Raw genomic sequence first — 23861 nt, forward strand, 5'->3', positions numbered from 1 at the left:
CGATGTAGATCTAACCATATTCCTATGCAGGTACTAAATTGGTTATCTCCTATCCAAAAGCGTAAAGAATTAGAACAATGTTGTTAAATTATTCTAATGGACTACTATTATCCCAGGTCTCACATCATTGACAAATACACACCTTTTGGCTTAAAAAAATAAAGATTTCACTATCTAAAAAAATATAACTTCAATAATGTTGTAAAGTTGTGTTAATTGTAGTTGATTTTTTTACAATAGAAAATAATTTTGCATCTCACCAAAATATATCCCAACCACTGCTCAAAGATTGCTTGCCCCTCCTATACTCTTATGATAAGCTAAAATTATCAAAAAACTAGAGAGGTGTTGCAGATGCTAAAAATTGCCATGGCTCAAATCCGCGTCATTCCGGGACATCCAGATGAAAATACAAGGAAAATGCTCTCTTTTATAAAAGAGGCAAAGGAAAATGGCGCTGATATCATCATTTTTCCGGAAATGTCAATTCCCGGTTATCTGTTGGGCGATACCTGGGAACAAAGAGCTTTTATAAGGGACTGTGAGGAATGTGGAAAGGATATCATTGCAGCATCCCAGGGAATCGTAATTATTTTTGGTAATGTGGCAGTGGACTGGAACAATATCAACAATGATGGACGACCACGAAAATTCAATGCCCTGTTTACTGCCTCAAATGGTAAACTGCTCAAACCTGATACCATGCCTTATCCTTTCGTAATAAAAACCCTGATGCCAAACTACCGGGAATTTGATGATACCCGTCATTTTTTCAGCCTTAAAAAGCTTGCAGAGGAAAAAAACAGGGATGTTCGCGATCTTATTTCCCCTGTCCATGTTGATATAAATGGAAAAACCTACTCCATCGGCGGGTTCCTGTGTGAGGATGGCTGGAGTGATAATTACCACTTCTCACCGGTAGATGTTTTGGCCGAAAAAGGCATAGATTTTCTCGTAAATATTTCTTCTTCACCATATACCATTGGCAAAAATACCAAAAGACATAAAATATTTGGCAATACTGCCAAAGCCACAGGTGCTCCACTATTTTATGTAAACAATATCGGTATTCAGAATAACGGAAAAACAGTATATACCTTTGATGGTGCCAGCACGGTATACAGTACAAAAGGATATCCGGTTGATTGTATCGATAAGTACACTGAAAACCTTCACTATATCGATTTTGAAACAATCTCTCAGCTGCCTGAATACAAACCTAATCCCAAAAAAGAAATTGGAAATATCTTTGATTCCCTTGCCTACGGAATCAAAGCATTTTTGGCAGACATTGGCATGAAAAAGGTAGTCATTGGTATATCAGGAGGCATTGATTCTGCCGTTGCAGCTGCCCTTTATTCGCATATAGCAGGCCCGGACAATGTACTGCTTGTCAATATGCCAAGCAAATACAATTCTGCCACCACCAGGGGGCTTGCCGAAAAATTGGCTGAAAATCTGGGCTGTAACTATGTAGTATTACCTATTCAGGAGTCTGTGGAACACACAATAAGTCAGCTGGAGAATACCCCAATACATGCCCTACAGAATAATACGGATTTTAAGTTGAAGGTTTCCTCTTTTGTGGCCGAAAACATCCAGGCCCGTGACCGCAGTGCCCGCATTCTGGCTGGTGCAGCCGCTGCATTCGGCGGTGGTTTTACCTGTAATGCCAACAAGGCAGAGACTTCTGTAGGCTATTCCACTCTCTATGGTGATCAATCAGGATTTTTATGTGCCCTGGCAGATCTTTGGAAATTCCAGGTATATGCACTTGCCGGATATTTAAATGATGAAATATATGGCCGGGAGGTAATTCCACAGGAAACCATTGATATTGTACCTAGTGCCGAATTATCCACAGCACAGAATGTGGATGAAGGCAAGGGGGACCCATTAAAATACCCTTATCACGATTATCTTTTCAGAAGTTTTATCGAACGATGGGAAAAAGCCACTCCAGCAGATATTCTCCGCTGGTACAAGGACGGCATGCTAGAAGACAAAATAGGCTGTGAAAAAGGCCTTATAAAAAAATACTTCTCCACCACCGAGGAATTCATTGAAGACCTGGAGTACTGGTGGCGGCAATTCAATGGTATGGCCATTGCCAAGCGCATACAGGCTCCACCTATTATGGCAGTAAGCAGACGCGCATTTGGGTTTGATCATCGGGAATCACAGAATGGTATTTATTATACCCGTGAATATTATCGCCTGAAGAAAGAATTATTGGGTAAATAACTAAAAAAACACAACACAAAAGGGACTGTATTTAATCAGCCTTCTGATTGTAAGCCTTTAGCTAAACTATCGGAGAGGCAAAATGTAAATACAGTCCCTTTTCATTACTCAGCGCCAAATCATGGAAGCATCAATATCTGACAAGCAATGAGCACCGCACATCTGCATTGCATCCTCCAGCTCGCCAACAATTTTCCTGATATAAACCTCTACCCCTTCTTCGCCGGCACCATATACTGCAGTAACAAACGGACGACAGATAAGTACAGCATCTGCACCTAAAGCCAGGGCTTTAAACACATCTGTCCCTGAACGAATTCCGCCATCAACAAATATCTTTACTCCAGTGCCCTTCAGGGCATCGGCAATTCCCGGCAGAACCTCAGCTGTTGCAGGACACTGGTCCAGGACACGGCCACCATGGTTGGATACAACGATGGCTGAGGCTCCTGCTTCCTGGGCCTTCAATGCCCCCTTAACTGTCATTATGCCCTTTACAATAAACGGTTTACCCGATTCCTTGATAATTTCCTTCAATTCAGCCACACTCTTTGAACCAGCAGGAGGCATCATTCCCTTAAGGAAAGGAAGTCCGGCAGCATCTACATCCATTGCAACAGCAAAGGAATTTGATTCCTTGACCAGAGACATTTTTTCCCTTATGGTATCAATATTCCATGGCTTAACTGTTGGAACTCCCATGCCGTTATTGGCACCAATAGCCTTTGTGGCAGCTATCATGACCCCTGCATCGACACCATCGCCGGTAAAGGCTGCAATACCGTTTTTTGCACAGGAAGAAACCAGCACATCATTATAACTGATATCATTGTATTTATCACTGTAATGAAGTGTTACAGCACCCACTGGTCCGGCAAATATGGGGGCCTTAAAGGTCTTCCCAAATAATTCAAAAGATGTATCTACCGGTTTGTTTTCACACAATGTATCCATATTAACCCGTATTTCCTGCCATTTATCATAGTTGCGAACGGCAGTGTCACCCACTCCCTTCGAACCAGGTCCTGGCATGGTATTTCTGCAGGCACGCCCATTACACACCGGGCAGGCATGACATTTATCGCCAATAACTTTTTTTGCCTGGGAAATCAACTCAGCATAATTCATAATGTACCTCCTTATCTACACACAACATCATATTTATATTATAATAAAAAAAAGTATGATAAAAAAGAAAATAAAGTATTTGGAGCAAAATGAAATGGAAAACAACCAGCAAATTCCCCATAAAAGACGGATACATTACAGTGGAAAATATCCCAGAAACTACAATGAAAAATATAAGGAGCTTAATCCTGAAAAATACGTAGATATAGCTGAACATGTAATTGCTAAGGGCAATACCCCAGCCGGTACTCATATCCCCATTATGGTAAGGGAAATTTTGGACATTTTGGACATCAATCCTGGTGAACAGGGCTTTGACGGAACATTAGGCTATGGTGGGCATACTCAGGCCATGCTGGGTTGCCTGAAGGGACAAGGTCACCTTTACAGTGGTGATGTTGACAGTATTGAGCTGACGAAAACCACAGAAAGGCTCAGAAAAGCAGGCTTTGACGAAACAATCTGGTCTCCCCGCTTAATGAATTTTTGCGACATAGATAAATTAGCTGCTGAGGTTGGAAAGTTTGATTTTGTGCTTGCTGATTTGGGAGTTTCCTCCATGCAGATTGACAATCCGGAACGGGGATTCAGTTACAAGACAGACGGTCCCCTGGACCTGAGGCTTGATTCAAAATCCGGGATTTCAGCTGCTGAGCGATTAAAAGAGCTTTCAAGGGATGAACTGGAAGGCATGCTTGTGGAAAACTCAGACGAGCCATATGCCAAAGCCATTGCCAGGCAAATATATAATTCAATTAATAAGGGAAAAACGATAGCAACTACTACAGCACTTTATCAGGAAATAGTTGCGGCCATGAACAGGGTAAAGCCTGCCGATGACAGGGACTGGCAGCAGGAAATAAAGAAATCCTGTGCCAGGGTATTCCAAGCACTGAGAATTGATGTAAACCGTGAATATGAAGTCCTGTATGAATTTATGGAAAAACTGCCAAATGTATTAAATAAGGGTGCCCGGGTAGCTATTTTGACCTTCCATTCCGGTGAGGACCGCATAGTAAAGAAATCCTTCCAGGCACTCCAGCGTGCCGGCGACTATACCGAAATATCCACTGAAATAATCCGGCCCGGCAAAGAAGAATGCTATAATAACAGTCGTGCTCATTCAACCAAGCTAAGATGGGCCGTAAAATGATTTAAGCAAAACAATGGCTGCTTCCCCTGAGGGAAGCAGCCATTATTAATATATAACCACGACCTGCAATATTATTCTTCAATTTAATACCTGAATCTATTTATTGTATTTTTCAGGATTTCAGCCTGAGCACTTAATTCCTCACTGGCAGCGGCACTTTCCTGAGCTGTGGACGAATTGTTCTGCACCACATTTGATACCTGCATTATCCCCTGATTAAGCATCTTTATGGCAGCACTTTGTTTTTCTGAGGCCTGGGCTATATCATGAACCAAAATGGCTACCTTATCCACTTCCTCCTTAATCCCGTGCAGGGCATCTGCCGTGTCCCGTGCAAGTTTGGTGCCTGCATCGACCTTTTGCATGGAACCTTCAATTATGTCTGTAGTCTCCTGAGCCGCTTTGGCACAACGACTGGCCAGATTTCTTACCTCTTCTGCCACTACAGCAAAACCCTTTCCGTACTGTCCGGCACGGGCTGCCTCCACAGCAGCATTTAAAGCCAGTATATTGGTTTGGAAGGCAATTTCATCAATGACCTTGATTATTTTTGAAATATTTTTTGAGGACTCCCCTACATCATCTATAGCCACCAACATATCATCCATTTTAATATTACCTGCTTCAGCCATATTTCTGGCGTTACCGGTAAGTATGTTGGCATCAGATGCATTTGTTGCCGTCATGGCAATCTGGCTGTTAATTTCAGCAATAGATGCCGAAAGCTCCTCCACAGAAGCAGCCTGGGCAGCAGCACCATCTGCCAGCTGATTTCCTGAGTCGGAAATATTTTTGGAGCCGGCAGCTACCTGCTCGGAAACTGTAGCTATCTGACGGACTAATTCATCCAAATGTCTGCCCATATCATCAAAGGCAGCAGCTACTCTCCCCACCTCATCATTGAGGGGCATATTCATTTTGACAGTCAAATCCCCATTAGCCATCTCATTGGCCTTGTACTCCATTTCCAGCAAAGGCCTGGTCATACGATGGCTGAACCACCAGGCATATGCTCCTGATAACAGCAATGATATGATTATGCCAAGACATATCATTATAAGCAGGTTTCTGGATTTTGAATTCAATTCAGACTCCGGTACCAGCATAATATACTTCATACCATTTTTCAGTACCTGATATCCGGCCACATAGCTTTCACCCCTGTAGGTAAACCGATGGACAGAATTACTGTTCCCGCTTCCCACGAAGCTGTCAAGATCAACAGCTATTTCCTTTAAGGATACAGGATGCTCATTATCCTTGCTGGCAATAATATTATTATTGCTGTCAGTGAGTACAGCAAATCCAGTTTCAAAAAGCCTTGCTCCTGATATCTTCTCCTGAATAATACCAAAGTCAATATCCATACCGGCAATACCTATTTCTGTCCCATCACTGGCAAACAGCGGTACCACATAGGAAATCATATACACATCAAGATTGGCATTATAATACGGGTTCATCCAGGTAGGACGATGATTATTCACAGGTATATAATACCAGCCCACATGGGCGATATCCGTTTTCGGATACAGGGTAATATCTGTGGGTGTAATTTCTTTGAACGGTCCGCTGGTTTTGTCCCGGACACCAAGTACCCCTGCTGTAGGAGCAGAGATATCAGGATTGAATTTAACATAGTAGGACATAGTCCCTTCTACGCTGTCAGCACAGTTTCGGGCCATAAATCCGGCCTGTGCCTCTTTTCCTATCACATAGCGTCTATCAGTCTTCAATCTTTCCAGATTGGACAGTTCACCTAATACAGCACCAGAAAGAGAATTGACTCCTGTCTCTACACAGGCCATGGTTTCATTGATATCCTTGGCATTGCTTTCACTGGTAGCCATCAGTTCCCTTTCAGCACTTTGGGCTGTTACATTTAGGGAATTGTATATGGCAATGGCTCCAACGATAGCTACAGATAACAAAGTACAACAAATGATAATCGTCAGCAACTTTATCCGGATTGATTGAAATTTAATCATACCTGCACCTCCATTACCCATACTTTTCGCTGCACAAAACTGAAATCCTCTATTGCATTTTTATTTTATATCATTATGGTGAAACTACATATAACGCTATTGTTCCAATTCGCGTTTTACCCAAGGGCACCAGCTTTGCGTCGCACGAGCTGGGAGATATACTCACCAGCTGTTATAGGTTGATTCCCCCCACCTAAAGAGGAGAGGGACATCTTAAGCTCGTTATAACGCCATTGTTCAAATTATTCTTTTAAAAAGAAAAATCTTCCAATTAGCGTTTTACCCAAGGGCACTAGCTTTGCGTCGCACGAGGTGGGAGATATGCTCACCACCTGTTAAAGCTTGTCTCCCCCCACCTATAGAGGAAGGGGACATCTTACACCGAGTTATATTTTCTACTAAAAAACCCTTCTTTCTGAATCCTGTAAATTCAAAAGAAGGGTATTTATCACCATTCATATAGATGGAGTATTTTCATCAATCAAGACTAGCTGTTCTATTTCATCCGAAGCCATTTCTATATCCGGAAGATCCGGCAAATCCGTAAGCTCATTCAGTCCAAAGCATTTCAGGAAGTTATCGGTAGTACCATATAAAATTGGTCGCCCCAATACATCCTTGCGTCCAAGTTCACGGACCAGTTCAAGCTCGATGAGCTTGGACAGCACCTTTTCAATGTGCACCCCCCGGATGTGTTCAATCTCCTGTTTGGTAATAGGCTGCTTAAAGGCAATTATGGATAATGTTTCCATGGCGGCAGCCGAAATCTTCTTATCCTTGGTCTGAGTCAGTTTTTCCACATAGGAAAAAAGCTCCTGTCTGGTAACCAGCTGCCAGCCTCCTGCCACCTGCTGCACCATCAGTCCACTTTTCCGCTCATCGAGAGAACGGGCCAGCTCATCAATCATTTCATTCAGGCTCTCGGCATCAATGGAAAATATTTCCATCAACTGCTGACCAGATACCGGATCACCGCTGGCAAAAAGCACAGCCTCCAATGCACCTGTCATATCACCCATAAACATTAATTTTCACCAACTCTTATAGATATATAAATATCGGAAAACCTATCCTGCTGCCATACCTTGATGGTTTTCAGCTTAATAAGCTCCAGCACGGCCAAAAAGGTGGTAATTAGCTCAGAACGGTTACCACAGCTGAAAGCCTCCTCAAATTTGACCTTGCCTCCATTACTGTTCAACAAAGAAAGAATAAGCTCCATTTTTTCTGATACCGTATACTCCTCAGGCTCCACAAGCGCATCAGGAATCTTCAGCTCCCTGTGCATTGCAAGAACATTGTTAAAGGCATGCAGCAAATCCTTCATGGATAAATTATCTGGTGGCAAATGATGCACCGGAAGCTCCATAGGCTGCCTGGTAAAATATCTTTCCTGTTTTGCCTGCATGTCCTCCAGCACATTGCTGACTTCCTTGTACCTTCTGTACTCAAGTATTCTTTGAATAAGCTCCTGTCGTGGATCCTCAACATCCTGATCCTCTGAGACCTTTACCGGCTTTGGAAGCATCATTCGGGATTTAATCTGCAGCAATGTAGCAGCCATTACCAGAAATTCGCTGGCTATGTCCAGATTAAATTCCCTGAACTGGTCCAAATATTCAATATACTGCTCTGTCAGCTCTGCAATAGGTATATCATATATATCAATTTTATTCTTTTCAATAAGATGCATTAAAAGCTCCATTGGGCCTTCAAAACTTTCAAGTCTTACTGAATACTGTTCCATAGGATTACCCTTTATAACGCAGTTGTTCCATTTTTTCTTTTGGAAAAGAAAAAACTTCCAATCGGCGTTTCAACGAGGCGGGAAATATGCTCACCGCCTATTATTTATTTCTTTCCCCATCTAAAGAGGATGTGGACTATTTTGCCTCGTTATACTTTTCAGCCTGTGTCCTGATGAGCTCCTCATCAGAGAAATAATTTATTTTCATGGCGTTCTTCACATCCTGCAGGGTATTTTCTGCTACCCGTCTTGCCTCGGCACTGCCGGCCTTGAGGATTTCATAAACTCCGGCTATATCCTTTTCGTATTCCTTACGGCGGGCACGAATCGGTTCAAGCTCCTCCTGAAGGATGCTATTAAGGAACTTCTTGATTTTAACATCGCCCAAACCACCACGGGTATAGTGCTCCTTGAGGGCATCGAGATTTTCGTATTCAGGAAGATATTTTGCGAAGTGCTCCGGCTTGCTGAAGGCATCAAGATATGTAAATACGGCATTCCCCTCAAGATGACCAGGATCGTTTACCTTAATATGAGTAGGATCCGTATACATGTTCATAACCTTCTGACGCACGGTCTCAGCATCATCGGAAAGATATATACAGTTTCCGATGGACTTGGACATCTTAGCCTTGCCATCAGTACCTGGAAGACGACGGCAGGTCTCATTTTCCGGAAGCATGATTTCCGGCTCTACCAAGGCTTCACCACCATAAATCATGTTGAAACGACGAACTATTTCCTTGGTCTGTTCCAGCATTGGCAGCTGGTCTTCACCTACAGGCACCAGTGTAGCCTTGAAGGCAGTAATATCAGATGCCTGACTTATAGGATAGGTGAAAAAGCCCACCGGAATACTCTTTTCAAAATTTTTCTGCTGAATTTCGGCCTTTACGGTAGGATTTCTTTCAACACGGGACACTGATACCAGGTTCATGTAATAGGTGGTCAGCTCAGTAAGCTGGGGAACCTGTGACTGAATAAACAAGGTTGACTTGGCAGGATCAAGTCCAACGGATAAATAGTCCAGCGCTACCTCCAGAATATTCTGGCGCACCTTCTCAGGATTTTCAAAATTATCCGTCAATGCCTGAACATCTGCAATCATGATGTATATTTTGTCAAATTCACCGGAATTCTGCAGCTCTACCCGGCGCTTCAGGGATCCAACATAATGACCTATATGCAGTCTACCTGTAGGTCTGTCACCTGTTAAAATAATCTTTTCCATTTATATAATCCCTCCAAAATCCAACTATTTCCATAACAAGATACAATATAACTCACAGCATAACTGACAATATTCCTTCAAATATGGCCAAAATCAACCGTGACAGTGGAATCAAAATCCCACCAAGAATAGGTGTCATCATCATAACTATTAGAATAATAAAGCTGTATCGTTCCAAACCCAGAAGTTTATAAGCATATTTTCCCGGCAGAAATTCCAGGAGAATCTTTGAACCGTCCAGTGGCGGCAGCGGAATCAGATTGAAAATACCAAAGTTGATATTATAAAGAACAATCATTGACAATACCGTTTTAACACCAATGGACATACTGTAATTAAATTTCAGCATAAGCATCATCACAAATAATGCCAGAAAGGCAGTGACAAAATTGGCCATTGGCCCCGCAAGGGCTACAAGGATATTACCTTTACGCATATCCTTGAAATTTCTTGGATTTACCATTACAGGCTTTGCCCAGCCAAAATGGGCAACAAGAAGCATCAAAAGACCAATAATATCTATATGTGCTATAGGGTTTAAGGTCAGTCGGCCTGTAAGTCTTGGTGTAAAATCTCCCATGGCAACAGCAACACGGGCATGGGCATATTCGTGCAAAACAAGTGCAAGCAGTAAACCAGGCAACCCAGCTACCAAAGTCATCAGATTAAAATCAAACATAAACTCCTCCAATAATTATTTGTTAATTATTCGGTCCATCATTAAAATTGCAGTGACCGATTTACCATCATTTATCCTACCATCCAGTACCATTTCCACAGCCTCCTGAAGGGTTATCCTAACAACATTGATGAACTCATCATCATCAGTATGCTGTCTGCCGGCCTTTAGCCCCCTGGCCGCATAAATATATATAACTTCATCTGAAAATCCCACAGAGGTAGCCAGTTTGGAAAGGAATGTGTATTCTTCGGCTGTATAACCGGTCTCCTCACTAAGCTCCCTTTTGGCACACATCAAGGGATCCTCCCCTGCTGCATCCAGCTTACCAGCCGGTATTTCCAGGGTAACCTCACCGATAGGATACCGATACTGTCTCACCAGAATAACCTTACCGTCATCAGTAAAAGGCAATACTGCAGCCGCCCCGGGATGCTTGACCCATTCCCGATAAGCATTGGAGCCATTTGGCAGCCGGACCTTGTCCTTACGGATATGGAGTAAATTACCATCATATATTTTTTCACTATCAATTTTTGTTTCTATAAGATCTTCGTACATTGGAAGCCTCCCGGTAAATACATGACAACCTTAGGCCATCACAGTATAATTTTTCTTTTTAACATCAGCATTCACCAGCATCTCCCTGGCATTATCCAGTGATGCTGCAGATATATCAACACCTGAAGCCATACGGGCTATTTCATTTACCCGTTCACCCTGACTGAGTGCCGAAACACTGGTATATGTCTGCCCCTGGGATACCTGTTTTCGTATATAGAGATGAACATCTGCCATACAGGCTATCTGAGGCAGATGAGTAATACATAGCACCTGCTTTCCGGCAGCTATCATGGCAATTCTTTCAGCTACCATCTGGGCAGTTTTACCGCCTATTCCGGTATCAATTTCATCAAAAACCATGCTCGCCGGAGAATCATCCCTAAAGGCGGTAACAGTCTTAATGGCCAATACGATTCTTGAAAGCTCTCCACCGGAAGCAACCTTTTGAATAGGCTTGGTTGTCTGACCTGGATTGGCAGAAAACAATATAGCAAGATCATCTCCTCCCTGGGAAGATAACTCACCGGAATCTGTAACCGCTATTTCCAATCTGGCATTAGGCATTCCCAAGGCGTGAAGATGCTCCTCAATGGCTGCAGCCAGCCTTTCACCGGCCTGCTGTCGCAGTGAAGTAAGCCGTTCGGCCAGCCTATGGGTTTTATCGGATAATTCCTCTATGGATTTTTCAAGAGAAGCTATATCCTCATCATAATTTTCAATATCAAAAATCTGCTGCTGGGATTTCCGGGCAAATTCCAGAATCTCGCCAATATCAGACCCATATTTTTTCCGCAGCTTATCTATCGTATCCATCCGGCTTTGCAGCTTATCCAAAAGCTGTGGATTGAATTCCAGCTCATCACCATAATCCCTTACTTCATAAGCGGATTCCTTAATCTGGATATAAGCCTCATTTATTATGTCAGAAACCTTATCCAGGGATTCATCAAAGCGGGACATAGCCCGAAGATTCTCCAGGACCTCCTCCAATCCGGCAATAACTCCCAAACCACTGTTTCCACCTCCGTAAAGGTATTCACAGGCACTGCCAATCTGATTGGAAATCCTTTCTGCATTGGAAAGCTTGTTGATATCACGCTCCAGCTCCTCATCTTCACCAATCTGAAGCTGAGCAGCTTCTATCTCCTGAATTTGCCATTTAAGCATATCAAGCTTTTGGGCATTATCCACTGAATTCTGTTTTTTTGCTGCAAGCTGTTCCTGCAGACCTCGAAGTGCCTCAAAGGACTCCCGGTATTCCTTCATGGCAATTGAAATCCTGTCATCAGAACCATCCACCAGTCGAAACTGGTTATTGGTCTGAAGCAAACCCAGATTTTCATTTTGACCATGAATATCCACCAGCATTGTTCCCAGTTTTTTCAAAACCGCTGCAGTAGTATGACAGCCATTAATAAGTATTGTACCACGACCATTATTGGTGATCTGCCTTGTTATAATCAGTTCACCTTCAGAAGCATCAATGGCATTTTCCTGCAGATAATCAATTATGTTCTGCTGACCATCAAGTGAAAAAATTGCCTCTACCCGAAGCCAGTCTGCTCCCTCACGGATAAGCTCCGTGGAAAGTCTGTTGCCAAGTATGGCTCCCAGGGCATCAATCAAAATTGATTTACCGGCGCCTGTTTCACCTGTAAGAATATTTAATCCCTTATCGAAATCTATCTGAACCTGCTCCAGAAGAGCAAAATTCCATATTGTAAGCGTATTGAGCATTGTTGATATCTCCTAAGCACCAAGCAAACAAATCATTTGATACCCATACTCAATGCTTCCAGCTTAAGGGCAATTTCTTCAGACATGCCGGAATGCTTGATAACTACTATAATGGTATCATCACCGGCAACTGTTCCGATTATTTCAGGCCAGCGGGCATTGTCAAGGGCAATACATACAGAATTTGCTGCCCCCGGCATTGTTTTAATGACTACAATATTTTCAGTATAATCTATCTTCTTGACCATATCCTTGAATAAACGCTGCATCCTGTCCTCTGAATGCAGTGTCTGAGAATCAATAGGATATGCATACCGATACTTTCCACTGCCATATGGAATCTTCACCAACTGCATATCCTTGATATCACGGGAAACAGTAGCCTGCGTAACCTCAATATCCCTTGCTCTAAGAGCCGCAGCCAGATCCTCCTGGGTTTCTATGACTTGATTTTCAATAATCTGCCGGATTTTTGATTGTCTATGGGCTTTCATATGTATTACCTCACTTTTTCAACCAAATAAAGATATGGGGCTGTTTCATCATGATTTGTTAATTGGCATTTCACCACGGAGTAATCCTCCTTAGGCAGCTCCTCCAACAAGATCATGAGGTGAACACCCTCTTCCTTGCCGGAAGGATGTCCCGGATAAACCATTATGGAAAGAAGTCCGTTAACGGCAAGATTCTTTAATACTGACTCAACAGCCTTAACAGTTACCTCAGGTACTGTTGTAATGGAATGATCCCCCCCTGGAAGATAACCAAGATTAAATACAACTAAATCAAGCTTCGACTCCACGGTCTGTCCGATATTCTCATGACTGTCAAGAATATATGTAATATCACCGCTGAATTCCCTGGTGGTATTTTTGGTCTGCAGCATGGCTGTGGGCTGAACATCAAAAGCATAGATGTGCGCGTCGTCCTGTTTGTTTTGTGCTAAAAACAGGGTATCCTTTCCTGCACCGGAGGTTGCATCAACAATAACCCTGGCAGTTTTCAAGGCATGCAGCCAAGCCCCCTGTGCAATGGTCAGCATATTAGAAGAAGTTTGCATTGTTATTCCCCCATAACTTGTTCTTTAATGTATGATAGTAATTCTTATCGCCAAATTTAATAATTCTGGCTGGATTTTTACCCTTTCGTATATGAACCACATCCCCAGGCAATACCTGATAGCTTTCCTGCCCATCAAAGGTAATCTGAATGTCCTGATGAAGGGCTGCAATATAAATCTGCACCTCATCATCATCGGGAATTATCATCGGTCTGGCATCCAGGGTATGGGGACATATTGGTGTTATAAGCAACGCCTGTACCCCGGGATTAACAATTGGTCCACCTGCTGAAAGTGAATATGCAGTGGAACCAGTAGCAGTTGATACGATAATACCGTCAGCCTTATAGTCATTGATGTAGTTATCATTTATTCTTAATCCAAGATAAAGCATTCTGGAAAGACCGCCCTTGCCGATTACAACATCATTAATGGCATGTCCAAGGAACCGCCTGTTTCCCTTGCTGGCTACCGATCCGGAAATAACGGTACGTTCAACTATCTGATATTCGCCATTAAGGAGATTATCCAGCCGTGGTTCCAGCTCTGAAAGCTCGATATCTGCCAGAAATCCCACCCGGCCAATATTGATGCCACAGGCCGGAATAAGGTTATTGTAAAGCTTGCGGCAAACGCCCAGAAGAGTTCCGTCACCACCTATGCTAAGGCCCAAATCTACAGGCTCTCCATTGATATTATCCACGCCATATTCGGAACAGCCATACATGTCAGCTGTATCCCTGGTCATTACAATCCGAACATCCTTATCAGAAAAATACTGATGTATTCTTTTCATCACATCAGCTGATTCAGCTTTATTGATATTGGGATAAACAGCAATAGTCTTCATATAACACCTCGTTATGACTCGGCTAACCCCAGACTACAGAGGAATTAAACAGCTTTGACCTCTTATGATTTATCAAGGGTATTGTGGGCAATTTCTACAGTTTGCTTTATTATTTCATCAGTTACATTATCAGCAGCTGATACATCCTTTGTAAGCCATATAAGATATTCAATGTTACCTTCCGGGCCCTTTACAGGTGAAAAGGTCAGTTCCCTTGTAACAAAATTCATTTCCCTGGCCAGGGCAACCACCTTGTCAATTACCTCAAGATGTACCTTTGGATCCCTGACAACACCCTTTTTGCCAACCTTCTCCCTTCCGGCTTCAAATTGTGGTTTTATCAGTGCCACAATCTCTCCCCCAGGCGAAAGCATGGCCTTTACCGCAGGCAAAACCTTTTCCAGGGATATAAAGGCAACATCAATAGAAGCCAGATCAATTGGCTCACCTATGTCTTCCGGAGTGACATTCCTTACATTGGTACGCTCCATATTGATGACCCTGTCATCTGTACGCAGGCTCCAGTCCAATTGGCCATATCCAACATCAATGGCAAAAACCTTGACAGCTCCATTTTGCAGCATACAGTCCGTAAAGCCGCCAGTGGAAGCACCTATATCGGCTGTTACCTTTCCCTCCAGCTTCACCTGAAACTCCTTGATAGCCTTTTCCAGCTTCAGTCCTCCACGGCTTACATATGGAATTTTATTCCCCAGCACCCTTATATCTGCGTTTTCCTTGACCATTGTACCTGCCTTGTCAATTTTATTTCCATCAACAATAACAAGCCCGGCCATAATAGTGGTCTTTGCCCTTGCCCGGCTTTGAACAAGGTTTCTGTTAACCAGCAATATATCCAAACGCTCTTTTTTTACTTTTTCAGTATTACTGTCCGACATGATTAAATTTCACCGTATTTCTTTTCAATTCCCTCTGCTATCTGATATGGCAAAAGTCCACACAATTCCAATAGCTCAGGGCAAGAGCCCTGTTCAATAAACTTATCCGGGATGCCAAAGCGCAGCATATCAATATTATTCTTCCCGGAATCAGCAAGATATTCCAACACAGCCGAGCCAAATCCCCCGGCAAGGGCATTTTCCTCCAGGGTTACAAACAGCTTTGCATCCTTGGCCATTTCATCAATCAATGCAGTATCCAAAGGCTTTACAAAACGCATATTGACCACAGTGGCCAATATCCCCTTTTCCTTCAGAAGTTCAGCAGCCTTTACAGAATGCTTCACCATACTGCCGACAGCAAAAAGCACTATACCTTTACCCTCCCGGCTGATTATTTCACCCTTGCCGATTTCCAGCTTTTCGAAACCATCCTTTACAGGAACTCCGGTAGCTGAACCACGAGGGTATCTAACTGCAATAGGCCCATCGTAATTAATTGCCGTATAAAGCATATTGCGCAGCTCGTTTTCGTCCTTAGGTGCCATAACCACCAAATTAGGTATATGACGCATATATGAATAATCAAAGGCACCATGATGGGTAGGCCCATCTGCGCCAACCAGTCCACCTCTGTCCAGACATATAACCACCGGCAGCTTTTGCAGGCAAACATCATGAACCAGCTGATCATACGCCCTTTGAGCAAAAGTAGAATAAAGGGCCAGAACAGGTCTGCCACCTGTTGCAGCCATGGCAGCTGCCATGGTCATGGCATGCTCTTCTGCAATACCAACATCAAAAAAGCGGTCAGGAAATACACTGGAAAACTTTTTCAGTCCGGTTCCTGAAGGCATTGCAGCTGTAATGGCAGTAATGCGATTATTTTTGCCAGCCAGCTCTATTAAAGCATTACTGAACACCTCAGTATAAGAAGGAGGTGCATCCTTCTTTTTAATCAATGTACCTGTCTGACGATCGAATTTACCTACCCCGTGAAATTTGTCAGGCTCATTTTCAGCAAAGGCATAGCCCTTGCCCTTGGTGGTCCTGACATGAATAAGAACCGGGCCCTCAAGTCCTTTTGCCTTCTGGAAAACATCCTTCATAAACTGAATATTATGACCATCCAGCGGACCTACATAGGTATAGCCTAAAAACTCAAAGAGACTCCCCGGTGTAAGTGCAGCATACACACCATCCTTCAGGGAACCTCCGGCCTTCCATACGGTTTCACCAATATAAGGAATTCCCTGCAAAAACTCCTGCAAATCCTTTTTCACCTTGTTATACTGCGGATCTATACGGATTCGGGCCAAATATTCTGCCATGGCACCAACATTTTTATCTATGGACATCTCATTATCATTTAAGATAACAATAATGTTTTTACCAATATTTCCGGCATAGTTCAACCCTTCAAAGGCTTCACCGCCGGTAAAGGCGCCATCACCTATAACACTGATGACATTGTAGTCATTCTTGCAGATATCACGCTCAATAGCCATGCCCACTGCAGCAGAAATCGACGTGCTGGCATGTCCTACGCCAAAAGCATCACACCCGGACTCCGACATTTTAGGAAAGCCGGTAATTCCGCCCTTGGTACGCAGCGTGTGAAAACGATTTTTTCGACCGGTAAGAATTTTATGGGTATAGGCCTGATGACCAACATCCCACACAATTTTGTCATGCTCAGGATTAAAAACACTGTACAGGGCCAATGTGAGATCAACGGTTCCAAGACTTGGTGCCAAATGACCGCCATTAGCCGCACAGGTGTCGATAATTTTATCCCGTATTTCTCCGGCCAGCCTATTCAATTCGTCTATTTTCAAATATGCCACATCAGCAGCATTATTTATTTTATCCAAAACATTATGACGCATCACGGAGCCCCTTTGTATTATTTATTACGATTCAACAGATATTCTACAAGCTCCCTTAAAAAAGCAGCCTTATCACCAAACATCTCCAGGGAAGCTATAGCTTCGGCTACTGTATCAGAAGCCAATTTCTGTGCACTTTCCAAGGAAGTAAGGCTAACATAGGTAGATTTATCATTGCGTTGGTCACTGCCCACAGGCTTGCCAATAATCTTTTCATCACCAATGACATCCAGGATATCGTCAGTAATCTGAAACGCCAGGCCAAAGCAGTCAGCATATTTAGTCAAGGCAGCCAATTCCTCTTCTGATGCTCCTGCCACTATTGCACCACTCCGAATAGCAGCCTTGAAAAGCGCACCGGTTTTCGCCCCGTGCATGCGCTGAAGATCTTTTAAGTCCATGGCCTGCTGTTTGCCTTCTGATTCCAAATCAATGGCCTGCCCGCCGACCATTCCATTGGGACCGGCACCAACAGCGATTTCACGGACAACACGAAGCAGGGTAGCCTGATCCACATTTTCCTGTCGCAGTATTACCTCAAAAGCCTGGGTCAACAAGGCATCCCCAGCCAAAATAGCCATTCCATCACCATACACCTTATGGTTGGTGAGCTTACCACGACGATAATCATCATTGTCCATAGCAGGCAAATCATCATGAATCAATGAGTATGTATGTATCATTTCCAGGGCGCAGGCTATATGTATGAAATCCGTTCCCACTGCACCAACTGCATCAGCAGCAGCCATTACCAGAATAGGTCTCAGCCTTTTACCGCCTGCCATCAGGCTGTATTGCATGGATTCACACAGTCTGTCATCCAGGGCATTTTCCATTTGAAGCTCTGATACGAGAGTTTTTTCAATCAATTTTATTCGTTCATTCCATTGCGTTTTATCCACTTATCAATTTCCTCCCTCAAGCACCAGAGGTTCTTCCAATACCTTACCATTATTTTCACGGAGTATAGTATCCATTTGATCTTCTACTGCCTGTAGCTCATCCAGGCATTTTTTTGACAGCTCCATGCCTGAAGTATAGTTTTCCAGGACCTCACTCAAGGTTGCCTGGCCACTTTCCAGTTTTTCAACAATTTTCTCCAAGGCAGCCAAATTTTCCTCAAAGGACAGTTCTTTTTTTCTTGGCACAGGATTATACCTCCCTTACACCATAATTTAATAACAACCATAAACACTATCCTGAAGACCTCAGGTTTTGATTTTTCTCACTGATTGAACCTTGGCATCAAATTCGCCATCCTTCAGCTTTACAGAAATATTATCACCGGCATTTATATTTTCTATATTGTTTACAATCCCACCGTCACAGTCATGAACTATTCCATAACCCCTTTTTAAAACACCGATTGGATTGATAAGCTCTAATTTTTCAATATCATGACCAAGCTGCTGTTTTTTATCCTTGATGACCTGTCTAATAGCCTTCTCAAGCCTTTGCCTCAACCCTTCCAGGCGTGTATTCCCCGGCTCCAGCATCTTTATTGGGTGGGCCAGGACTGAGCTCCTTAGCAAAGCCTCAACCTTCTGTCTCTGTGCACGAATTACTGATGCTGCAGCCAGCAGGATTCGCTGTTGTCTGGAATTGATAAAATTTGCCACATCGTTAATGTCGGCAACAGCCAGTTCTGCAGCCTGGGAAGGTGTAGCAGCTCTTTGGTCAGCTGCAAAATCAGCCAAAGTAAAATCAGTTTCATGCCCTACTGCTGAAATAACAGGAATTTCCGAAGAAAAAATTGACCGTACAACGACCTCTTCATTGAAGGACCATAAATCCTCCATTGAGCCACCGCCCCTGCCGACAATCATAACATCAACAGGATATTGTTTATTGAAGAAATCAATCCCCGCAGCAATCTGTTCTGCAGCTCCAGCCCCCTGGACCTGTACCGGATACAGTACCAGGCGAACGGAAGGCATGCGCCGTTTTGACACCTTATGAATATCCCTCAGCACTGCTCCCGTGGGAGAAGTAACAACTCCAATAACCTTTGGAAACCGGGGCAACGCCTTTTTCAATAAAGGATCAAAAAGGCCTTCCTTCTCCAGCCTTTCCTTCAGCTGCTCAAAAGCAATTGCCAGCTCGCCGATACCGTCAGGCTGCATGCGGTTTACATAAAACTGATATTTACCATCACGCTCATAAACCTCTATGCTGCCGGTTGCCAGCACCTGCATGTCATTTTCCGGCTGAAATTTCATTCTGTCAGCATTACTTCGCCAAATGACACACTTCAGAATTGAATCCTTGTCCTTCAGGTCAAAATAGCAATGACCTGAAGAATATCTCTTGAAATTGGAAATTTGTCCCCGAACAGTTATATTTCGAAGCAGGGAATCATTTTTCAGTATCCCGGCTATATATTTAGTTACCTCGGTAACACTTTTAACAGCAGACATTTAATCACCCGTCAAAAACGCAAGAAACGGGTCGCATTAATGCGACCCAAAATTTTAGGTTGATTTCCCCGCCTAAAGAGTAAGGGGAAATCTTACACCGGGTTATAACCGCGTTATTGCTCCTAAAATACCATTCACAAAACGGCTGGAATCATCACTGCCATATTTTTTGGCTAACTCAACAGCTTCGTTGATTACAATATTGGGAGTCAGCTTTTCATCAGCAAATTTCAGTTCATATACAGCCATACGGGTTATATTTCTATCCACCCCTGCCATACGGTGCAGCTTCCAATCCTTGGAAGCCCCTGAAATCAGTTCATCTATCTCTTTACGGTTATCCTCAGTACCATTTACCAGTTCACTGAGGAAAGCCATATCCTTTCGGCCCAGTTTCTCACCATCATCCATTGTAGCCATTGCCACATCCATGGCTGCCTGTCTTGCATCTGCCACAACAGCTCCATTCTCTGCCGGATTCATATCCAGCTGGAACAATGTCTGTAATGCTACCTCACGGGCCTGTCTACGACTCATAATATATTTCCTCGTTTCTCAACAAAATAATTTTCCACTAAAAACCAGTCTCCCTGCCAAAATAGGCAGGGGACATTTCATTCAAAAATAAAATTAATGCCAACGATGCAGGTTGCTGGGAATGGAATCCCTGATATTATCAATGAGGCTTCCACCCTTATCAATATTTTTCCCGATAAAACAGCCTACAGCGGCACACACTGCTATAAAAAATACACTCCAAAAACCAACAAGAAGAATCCCTACGGCAATTATGACTCCACACATTATTCCCAACAGGGTTCCGGGTCTTTTTTCGCACTGTCTGCGCAAGCCATCAGCCAGGGCCTTCTTCAATGTCTTATCATTATCCATCAGGACACCACCAATCACTTAAGCCGTTTTTTCTTGACAACAACGCCACTGACGATTTCCGCCACAGAAACAGCCACCTCATAATTATTGATACACGCAATTTCAGAAAGATATTTTCCGGCCTGTGTGCGGATATCATCTGATATAGCCGCGATACTGCGTTCCTGACCCACATTAATCTTAATGTCCAGCATCAGGTAATCGCCCTTTTCCTTATCATGCCGTAACACGGATTTAACCTTTACATCACGCACTCCCCGTACACCGGTTGAAATCCGTTCAATCATCATCTTGACAGCATTAAGGGAAACATTGACCTCACCGGCATTTCCATGGACCAGAATTATATCTCCACTGGAAGTATCCTTATTGCCCTTTCCGGAAAACGAACAGAAAAACAGGTGAATGCTGATCAGGAACACAACACCTGCCACAGCACCTGTCTGCCATTGAGCTACAGCATACTGATATTCATTGAGCAATACCCTTTCAGGCACTATATTAAATACCAGCAGGACAACACCCAGGCAAAAGATGCCAAAAAACAGCGAATAAAAAAACAGCAGGACTCTATTGATTATCCCCATTATACAGCCCCCTAGCGGATTTTTCGTTCATCGTCTTTCCTGTCATCATCGCCAAAATCAATCCCCTGTACATGGACATTAACTTCCACAACATTAAGACCGGTCAGATCTTCAATCTGTTTTTTAACATTTTCCTGAACGGCAATTGCCACATCAGGAATTCTCTCACCATATTTAATAACAATGTATAAATCTACTCTGGCTTCGGTTTCCCCGACCTCTACCTTAACGCCCTTGGACAGATTCTTTCTCCCCAAAAGCTCAGCAATACCACCAACAAGATCGCCACTCATACCTGCTATGCCTTCAATTTCGGTAGCAGCAATACCGGCAATCATACTTACAACCTCATCTGCAATACGAACAGAGCCCATACCATCATCAATCTTAATCAAATCTTCTGCCATAAAAATTCCCCCCTATTCAATATTTGTATATAAGATTATCTCCATACAATTATACCAAACACCTAATTGTTATTCAAGAAATGATGTATAATATGCATATTTTTTATACATTTTATCCCCTCATGACAACATGGGGAAAATCCAACAGATAAACATTGACATCCCCACATATCGTGCCCAAAACAAAAACCCACTGTCGCAATGCAGTGGGTTTAAATTATACATTTATATGATTAAGCACGCTCAATATAAGCACCGGTTCTGGTATCGATACGCAGTACATCACCTTCGTTAATGAAGAGAGGTACACGAACAGAATAGCCGGTTTCGAGAGTTGCCATCTTGGTAGCACCAGTTGCGGTATTGCCTTTAACACTTGGCTCACACTCGGTTACCTTAAGCTCTACGGAATTAGGAAGGGTAACACCAATAATACGGCCCTTGAAGGACTGAATTGCAACCTCCATATTCTCCTGAAGATAATTAAGGGCATCACCAAGCTGTTCCTTGTTAAGCTCTGTCTGCTCATAGGTTTCATTATCCATAAAGGTATACATACCATCAGCCTCGTACAAAAATGCCATACGGGCAGTGTCCAGACGGGCCTGAGGCATCTTTTCGTTAGGATTGAAGGTACGCTCTACTACAGCACCAGTTTCAATATTTTTAATCTTAGTACGGACAAAAGCAGCACCCTTACCTGGCTTAACATGCTGGAACTCAACAACCTGCCATACACCATTGTCAATTTCGATAGTCAAACCGGTACGAAAATCTGTACTTGAAATCATTAAAAAACCCTCCAATTTTTAGTTGATACTTTTTAATTAATATACAGGCATTACACAGGAAGCTCTATAAGCTCCTTGGTACAGGAAGTCAATGCCTTTCTGCCTGTGCCTGTAACCAGCACTGTATCCTCTATTCTCACACCGCCCCAATCCGGTATATATACACCGGGTTCGACGGTTACCAGCATATTCTCCACAAGCGCCTCACACTGGCTGCGGGGAGAAAGGGTCGGACCCTCATGGATTTCCAGACCAACGCCGTGACCCAGACCGTGTCCAAAAAATTCTGCATAACCCCGTTCATTAAGGTATTTTCTGACACTGCCATCTACAGCTTTTCCGGAAGCCCCCGGCTTTACCAGTGACACTCCCAGCAGCTGGGCCTGAAGCACGGCATCATATACATCCCGTTGCTTCTCATCGGCTTTTCCGACACATATGGTACGGGTTATATCAGAATGATACCCCTTATACACAGCACCATAGTCCATTGTAACAAATTCACCAGGATTAATCAACTTTTCCGTGGGAGTTCCGTGAGGAAGACTTCCCCTTACTCCGGATGCCACTATGGTAGCAAAAGCCGGTCTCATGGATCCCAGCTCCCGCATGGTGCTTTCAAGCTTAACAGCCACTTCATTCTCACTCATTCCGGGGCGAATATATTTCAATATGACATCAAAGGCCTTATCACTGATTTCAACGGCTTTTTCCAGACAGGCAATTTCCTCGCGGTCCTTCACCTGTCTAAGCGTATTTAATTGAAGGGACTTAAATTCCAGTTCCTCACCGGTCCCCTCCTTAATTTTGCTGTACCAGTCAAAAACCAATGAATCCCCTTCAAATCCCACAACCTTGATTCCCAGCTTTTTCAGCAGCTCAGCCGTTTTGCCCAACAGCCCTTTTTCCTGCCTGACCACACTGAAATCAGGAGCTTCACTCCCTGCCTGCTCAATGTAACGGAAATCAGTAACAATTATGGCCTCATCCATTGTTATCACCAGCAGGCTGTCATCTCCGGTAAACCCACTAAAATAAATGATATTTTCCAGCTTGCTGATAATCATTCCGTCAACATTCTGTTCTCTGATATAAGCCCGCAGGGCGTTTATTCTTTCTTCAATCATCCTCGACACATCCTTTAATCCCTGGCGCTGATTTTTCTTATGGCAACTGACATTGCAGCAAAATAGCTGTCTGAACCAAAGCCAAGAATTTGTCCCATAACCACAGGTGCTATGACTGATTTATGCCTGAATTCTTCACGGGTATGAACATTGGATAAATGAACCTCTATTACCGGTACAGTGATGGCAGCAATGGCATCTCTTATGGCAATGCTGTAATGCGTATACGCTCCGGCATTCAATATGATAAAATCAGCTCCCCTGGAAGCTGCCTGCTGAATGGCATCCACCAGGTCTCCCTCGTGATTAGACTGCATAAACTCGGTATCAACACCTGCCTGGGCAGCCTGTTTTTCCAGCTCCTTATTGATATCAGCCAATGTCTCATGACCATATATCTCCGGTTCCCTTGTCCCTAATAAATTTAAATTAGGACCATGCAATACCAGTACCTTACTCATCATATACACCT

The 23861-nt window shown here is 43.3% G+C and carries 25 protein-coding genes; 2 read left to right on the forward strand and 23 right to left on the reverse strand.

All coding sequences use genetic code 11. The features are described from left to right. The first annotated feature begins 354 nt into the window (after positions 1–354). Positions 355–2244: an NAD(+) synthase gene (nadE, locus tag K6C05_RS03155; RefSeq protein WP_296731125.1), complete on the forward strand. Its 1890-nt coding sequence runs from the start codon at positions 355–357 to the stop codon at positions 2242–2244. 108 nt (positions 2245–2352) lie between these two features. Here the strand turns inward: nadE and K6C05_RS03160 are convergent, their stop codons facing one another. After that, the gene (locus K6C05_RS03160; RefSeq protein ID WP_296731127.1) at positions 2353–3372 is read right to left on the reverse strand and encodes an alpha-hydroxy-acid oxidizing protein; all 1020 of its coding nucleotides are present in this window, start codon (positions 3370–3372) and stop codon (positions 2353–2355) included. Positions 3373–3466: 94 nt separating this feature from the next. On the opposite strand from K6C05_RS03160, the gene rsmH reads away from it, so the two are divergent. Next, positions 3467–4525, forward strand: a complete 1059-nt coding sequence (gene rsmH, locus K6C05_RS03165) for a 16S rRNA (cytosine(1402)-N(4))-methyltransferase RsmH (protein ID WP_296731129.1) — start codon at positions 3467–3469, stop codon at positions 4523–4525. 83 nt (positions 4526–4608) lie between these two features. Here rsmH and K6C05_RS03170 read toward each other — a convergent pair whose 3' ends face one another. The 22 genes from K6C05_RS03170 to aroQ all read right to left on the reverse strand — a co-directional run bounded on the left by K6C05_RS03170 (position 4609) and on the right by aroQ (position 23850). Beyond that, positions 4609–6513, reverse strand: coding sequence for a methyl-accepting chemotaxis protein (locus tag K6C05_RS03170; RefSeq protein WP_296731131.1), 1905 nt, complete (start codon positions 6511–6513; stop codon positions 4609–4611). Positions 6514–6968: 455 nt separating this feature from the next. Further along, complete coding sequence (gene scpB, locus K6C05_RS03175) at positions 6969–7538, reverse strand: SMC-Scp complex subunit ScpB (RefSeq protein ID WP_296731133.1); 570 nt, start codon at positions 7536–7538, stop codon at positions 6969–6971. Further along, positions 7538–8260, reverse strand: coding sequence for a segregation/condensation protein A (locus K6C05_RS03180; protein WP_296731136.1), 723 nt, complete (start codon positions 8258–8260; stop codon positions 7538–7540). Before K6C05_RS03180 ends, scpB begins: the two co-directional genes overlap by 1 nt. 136 nt (positions 8261–8396) lie before the next feature. Then, complete coding sequence (gene trpS, locus K6C05_RS03185; RefSeq protein ID WP_296731137.1) at positions 8397–9491, reverse strand: tryptophan--tRNA ligase; 1095 nt, start codon at positions 9489–9491, stop codon at positions 8397–8399. 52 nt (positions 9492–9543) lie between these two features. After that, a complete protein-coding gene (locus K6C05_RS03190; RefSeq protein ID WP_296731140.1) occupies positions 9544–10170 on the reverse strand; it encodes a site-2 protease family protein in 627 nt (208 codons plus the stop codon). Positions 10171–10185: 15 nt separating this feature from the next. Continuing rightward, complete coding sequence (locus K6C05_RS03195; RefSeq protein WP_296731142.1) at positions 10186–10731, reverse strand: NUDIX hydrolase; 546 nt, start codon at positions 10729–10731, stop codon at positions 10186–10188. A gap of 30 nt (positions 10732–10761) precedes the next feature. After that, the gene (gene recN, locus K6C05_RS03200; RefSeq protein ID WP_296731144.1) at positions 10762–12471 is read right to left on the reverse strand and encodes a DNA repair protein RecN; all 1710 of its coding nucleotides are present in this window, start codon (positions 12469–12471) and stop codon (positions 10762–10764) included. Between the two features lie 32 nt (positions 12472–12503). Continuing rightward, entirely contained in the window at positions 12504–12965 is a 462-nt protein-coding gene (gene argR / locus K6C05_RS03205; RefSeq protein ID WP_296731147.1) for an arginine repressor, read from the reverse strand. A 5-nt stretch (positions 12966–12970) separates the two neighbouring features. Continuing rightward, positions 12971–13531: a class I SAM-dependent methyltransferase gene (locus K6C05_RS03210; protein WP_296731150.1), complete on the reverse strand. Its 561-nt coding sequence runs from the start codon at positions 13529–13531 to the stop codon at positions 12971–12973. Further along, on the reverse strand, positions 13515–14381 hold the full coding sequence (locus K6C05_RS03215) for an NAD(+)/NADH kinase (RefSeq protein ID WP_296731153.1): 867 nt from the start codon (positions 14379–14381) through the stop codon (positions 13515–13517). Before K6C05_RS03215 ends, K6C05_RS03210 begins: the two co-directional genes overlap by 17 nt. Before the next feature lie 62 nt (positions 14382–14443). Beyond that, positions 14444–15280 (reverse strand): TlyA family RNA methyltransferase, encoded by an 837-nt coding sequence (locus K6C05_RS03220; protein ID WP_296731156.1) that lies wholly within the window; start codon positions 15278–15280, stop codon positions 14444–14446. Between the two features lie 2 nt (positions 15281–15282). Next, on the reverse strand, positions 15283–17169 hold the full coding sequence (gene dxs / locus K6C05_RS03225) for a 1-deoxy-D-xylulose-5-phosphate synthase (RefSeq protein WP_296731157.1): 1887 nt from the start codon (positions 17167–17169) through the stop codon (positions 15283–15285). Positions 17170–17186: 17 nt separating this feature from the next. Further along, on the reverse strand, positions 17187–18071 hold the full coding sequence (locus K6C05_RS03230) for a polyprenyl synthetase family protein (protein ID WP_296731160.1): 885 nt from the start codon (positions 18069–18071) through the stop codon (positions 17187–17189). Between the two features lie 3 nt (positions 18072–18074). After that, positions 18075–18317 carry an exodeoxyribonuclease VII small subunit gene (gene xseB, locus K6C05_RS03235; RefSeq protein ID WP_296731163.1) on the reverse strand — a complete coding sequence of 81 codons (243 nt, stop codon included), beginning with the start codon at positions 18315–18317 and terminating at the stop codon, positions 18075–18077. A 60-nt stretch (positions 18318–18377) separates the two neighbouring features. After that, on the reverse strand, positions 18378–19586 hold the full coding sequence (gene xseA / locus K6C05_RS03240; protein ID WP_296731166.1) for an exodeoxyribonuclease VII large subunit: 1209 nt from the start codon (positions 19584–19586) through the stop codon (positions 18378–18380). Between the two features lie 102 nt (positions 19587–19688). Continuing rightward, positions 19689–20123, reverse strand: coding sequence for a transcription antitermination factor NusB (gene nusB, locus K6C05_RS03245; RefSeq protein WP_296731169.1), 435 nt, complete (start codon positions 20121–20123; stop codon positions 19689–19691). A gap of 93 nt (positions 20124–20216) precedes the next feature. Next, positions 20217–20477, reverse strand: coding sequence for a DUF2273 domain-containing protein (locus tag K6C05_RS03250; protein ID WP_296731172.1), 261 nt, complete (start codon positions 20475–20477; stop codon positions 20217–20219). A 14-nt stretch (positions 20478–20491) separates the two neighbouring features. After that, complete coding sequence (amaP, locus tag K6C05_RS03255; protein WP_296731174.1) at positions 20492–21064, reverse strand: alkaline shock response membrane anchor protein AmaP; 573 nt, start codon at positions 21062–21064, stop codon at positions 20492–20494. Between the two features lie 11 nt (positions 21065–21075). Further along, on the reverse strand, positions 21076–21471 hold the full coding sequence (locus tag K6C05_RS03260) for an Asp23/Gls24 family envelope stress response protein (RefSeq protein WP_296731176.1): 396 nt from the start codon (positions 21469–21471) through the stop codon (positions 21076–21078). 233 nt (positions 21472–21704) lie between these two features. Then, positions 21705–22262, reverse strand: a complete 558-nt coding sequence (gene efp, locus K6C05_RS03265) for an elongation factor P (protein WP_296731178.1) — start codon at positions 22260–22262, stop codon at positions 21705–21707. A 50-nt stretch (positions 22263–22312) separates the two neighbouring features. Next, positions 22313–23389, reverse strand: a complete 1077-nt coding sequence (locus tag K6C05_RS03270; RefSeq protein ID WP_296731180.1) for a Xaa-Pro peptidase family protein — start codon at positions 23387–23389, stop codon at positions 22313–22315. Positions 23390–23403: 14 nt separating this feature from the next. After that, positions 23404–23850: a type II 3-dehydroquinate dehydratase gene (gene aroQ / locus K6C05_RS03275; protein ID WP_296731198.1), complete on the reverse strand. Its 447-nt coding sequence runs from the start codon at positions 23848–23850 to the stop codon at positions 23404–23406. Between the last annotated feature and the right edge of the window lie 11 nt (positions 23851–23861).

The sequence above is a fragment of the Anaerovibrio sp. genome (genome assembly GCF_024697385.1).
In the GTDB taxonomy this organism is placed as follows: Bacteria; Bacillota; Negativicutes; order Selenomonadales; family Selenomonadaceae; genus Anaerovibrio.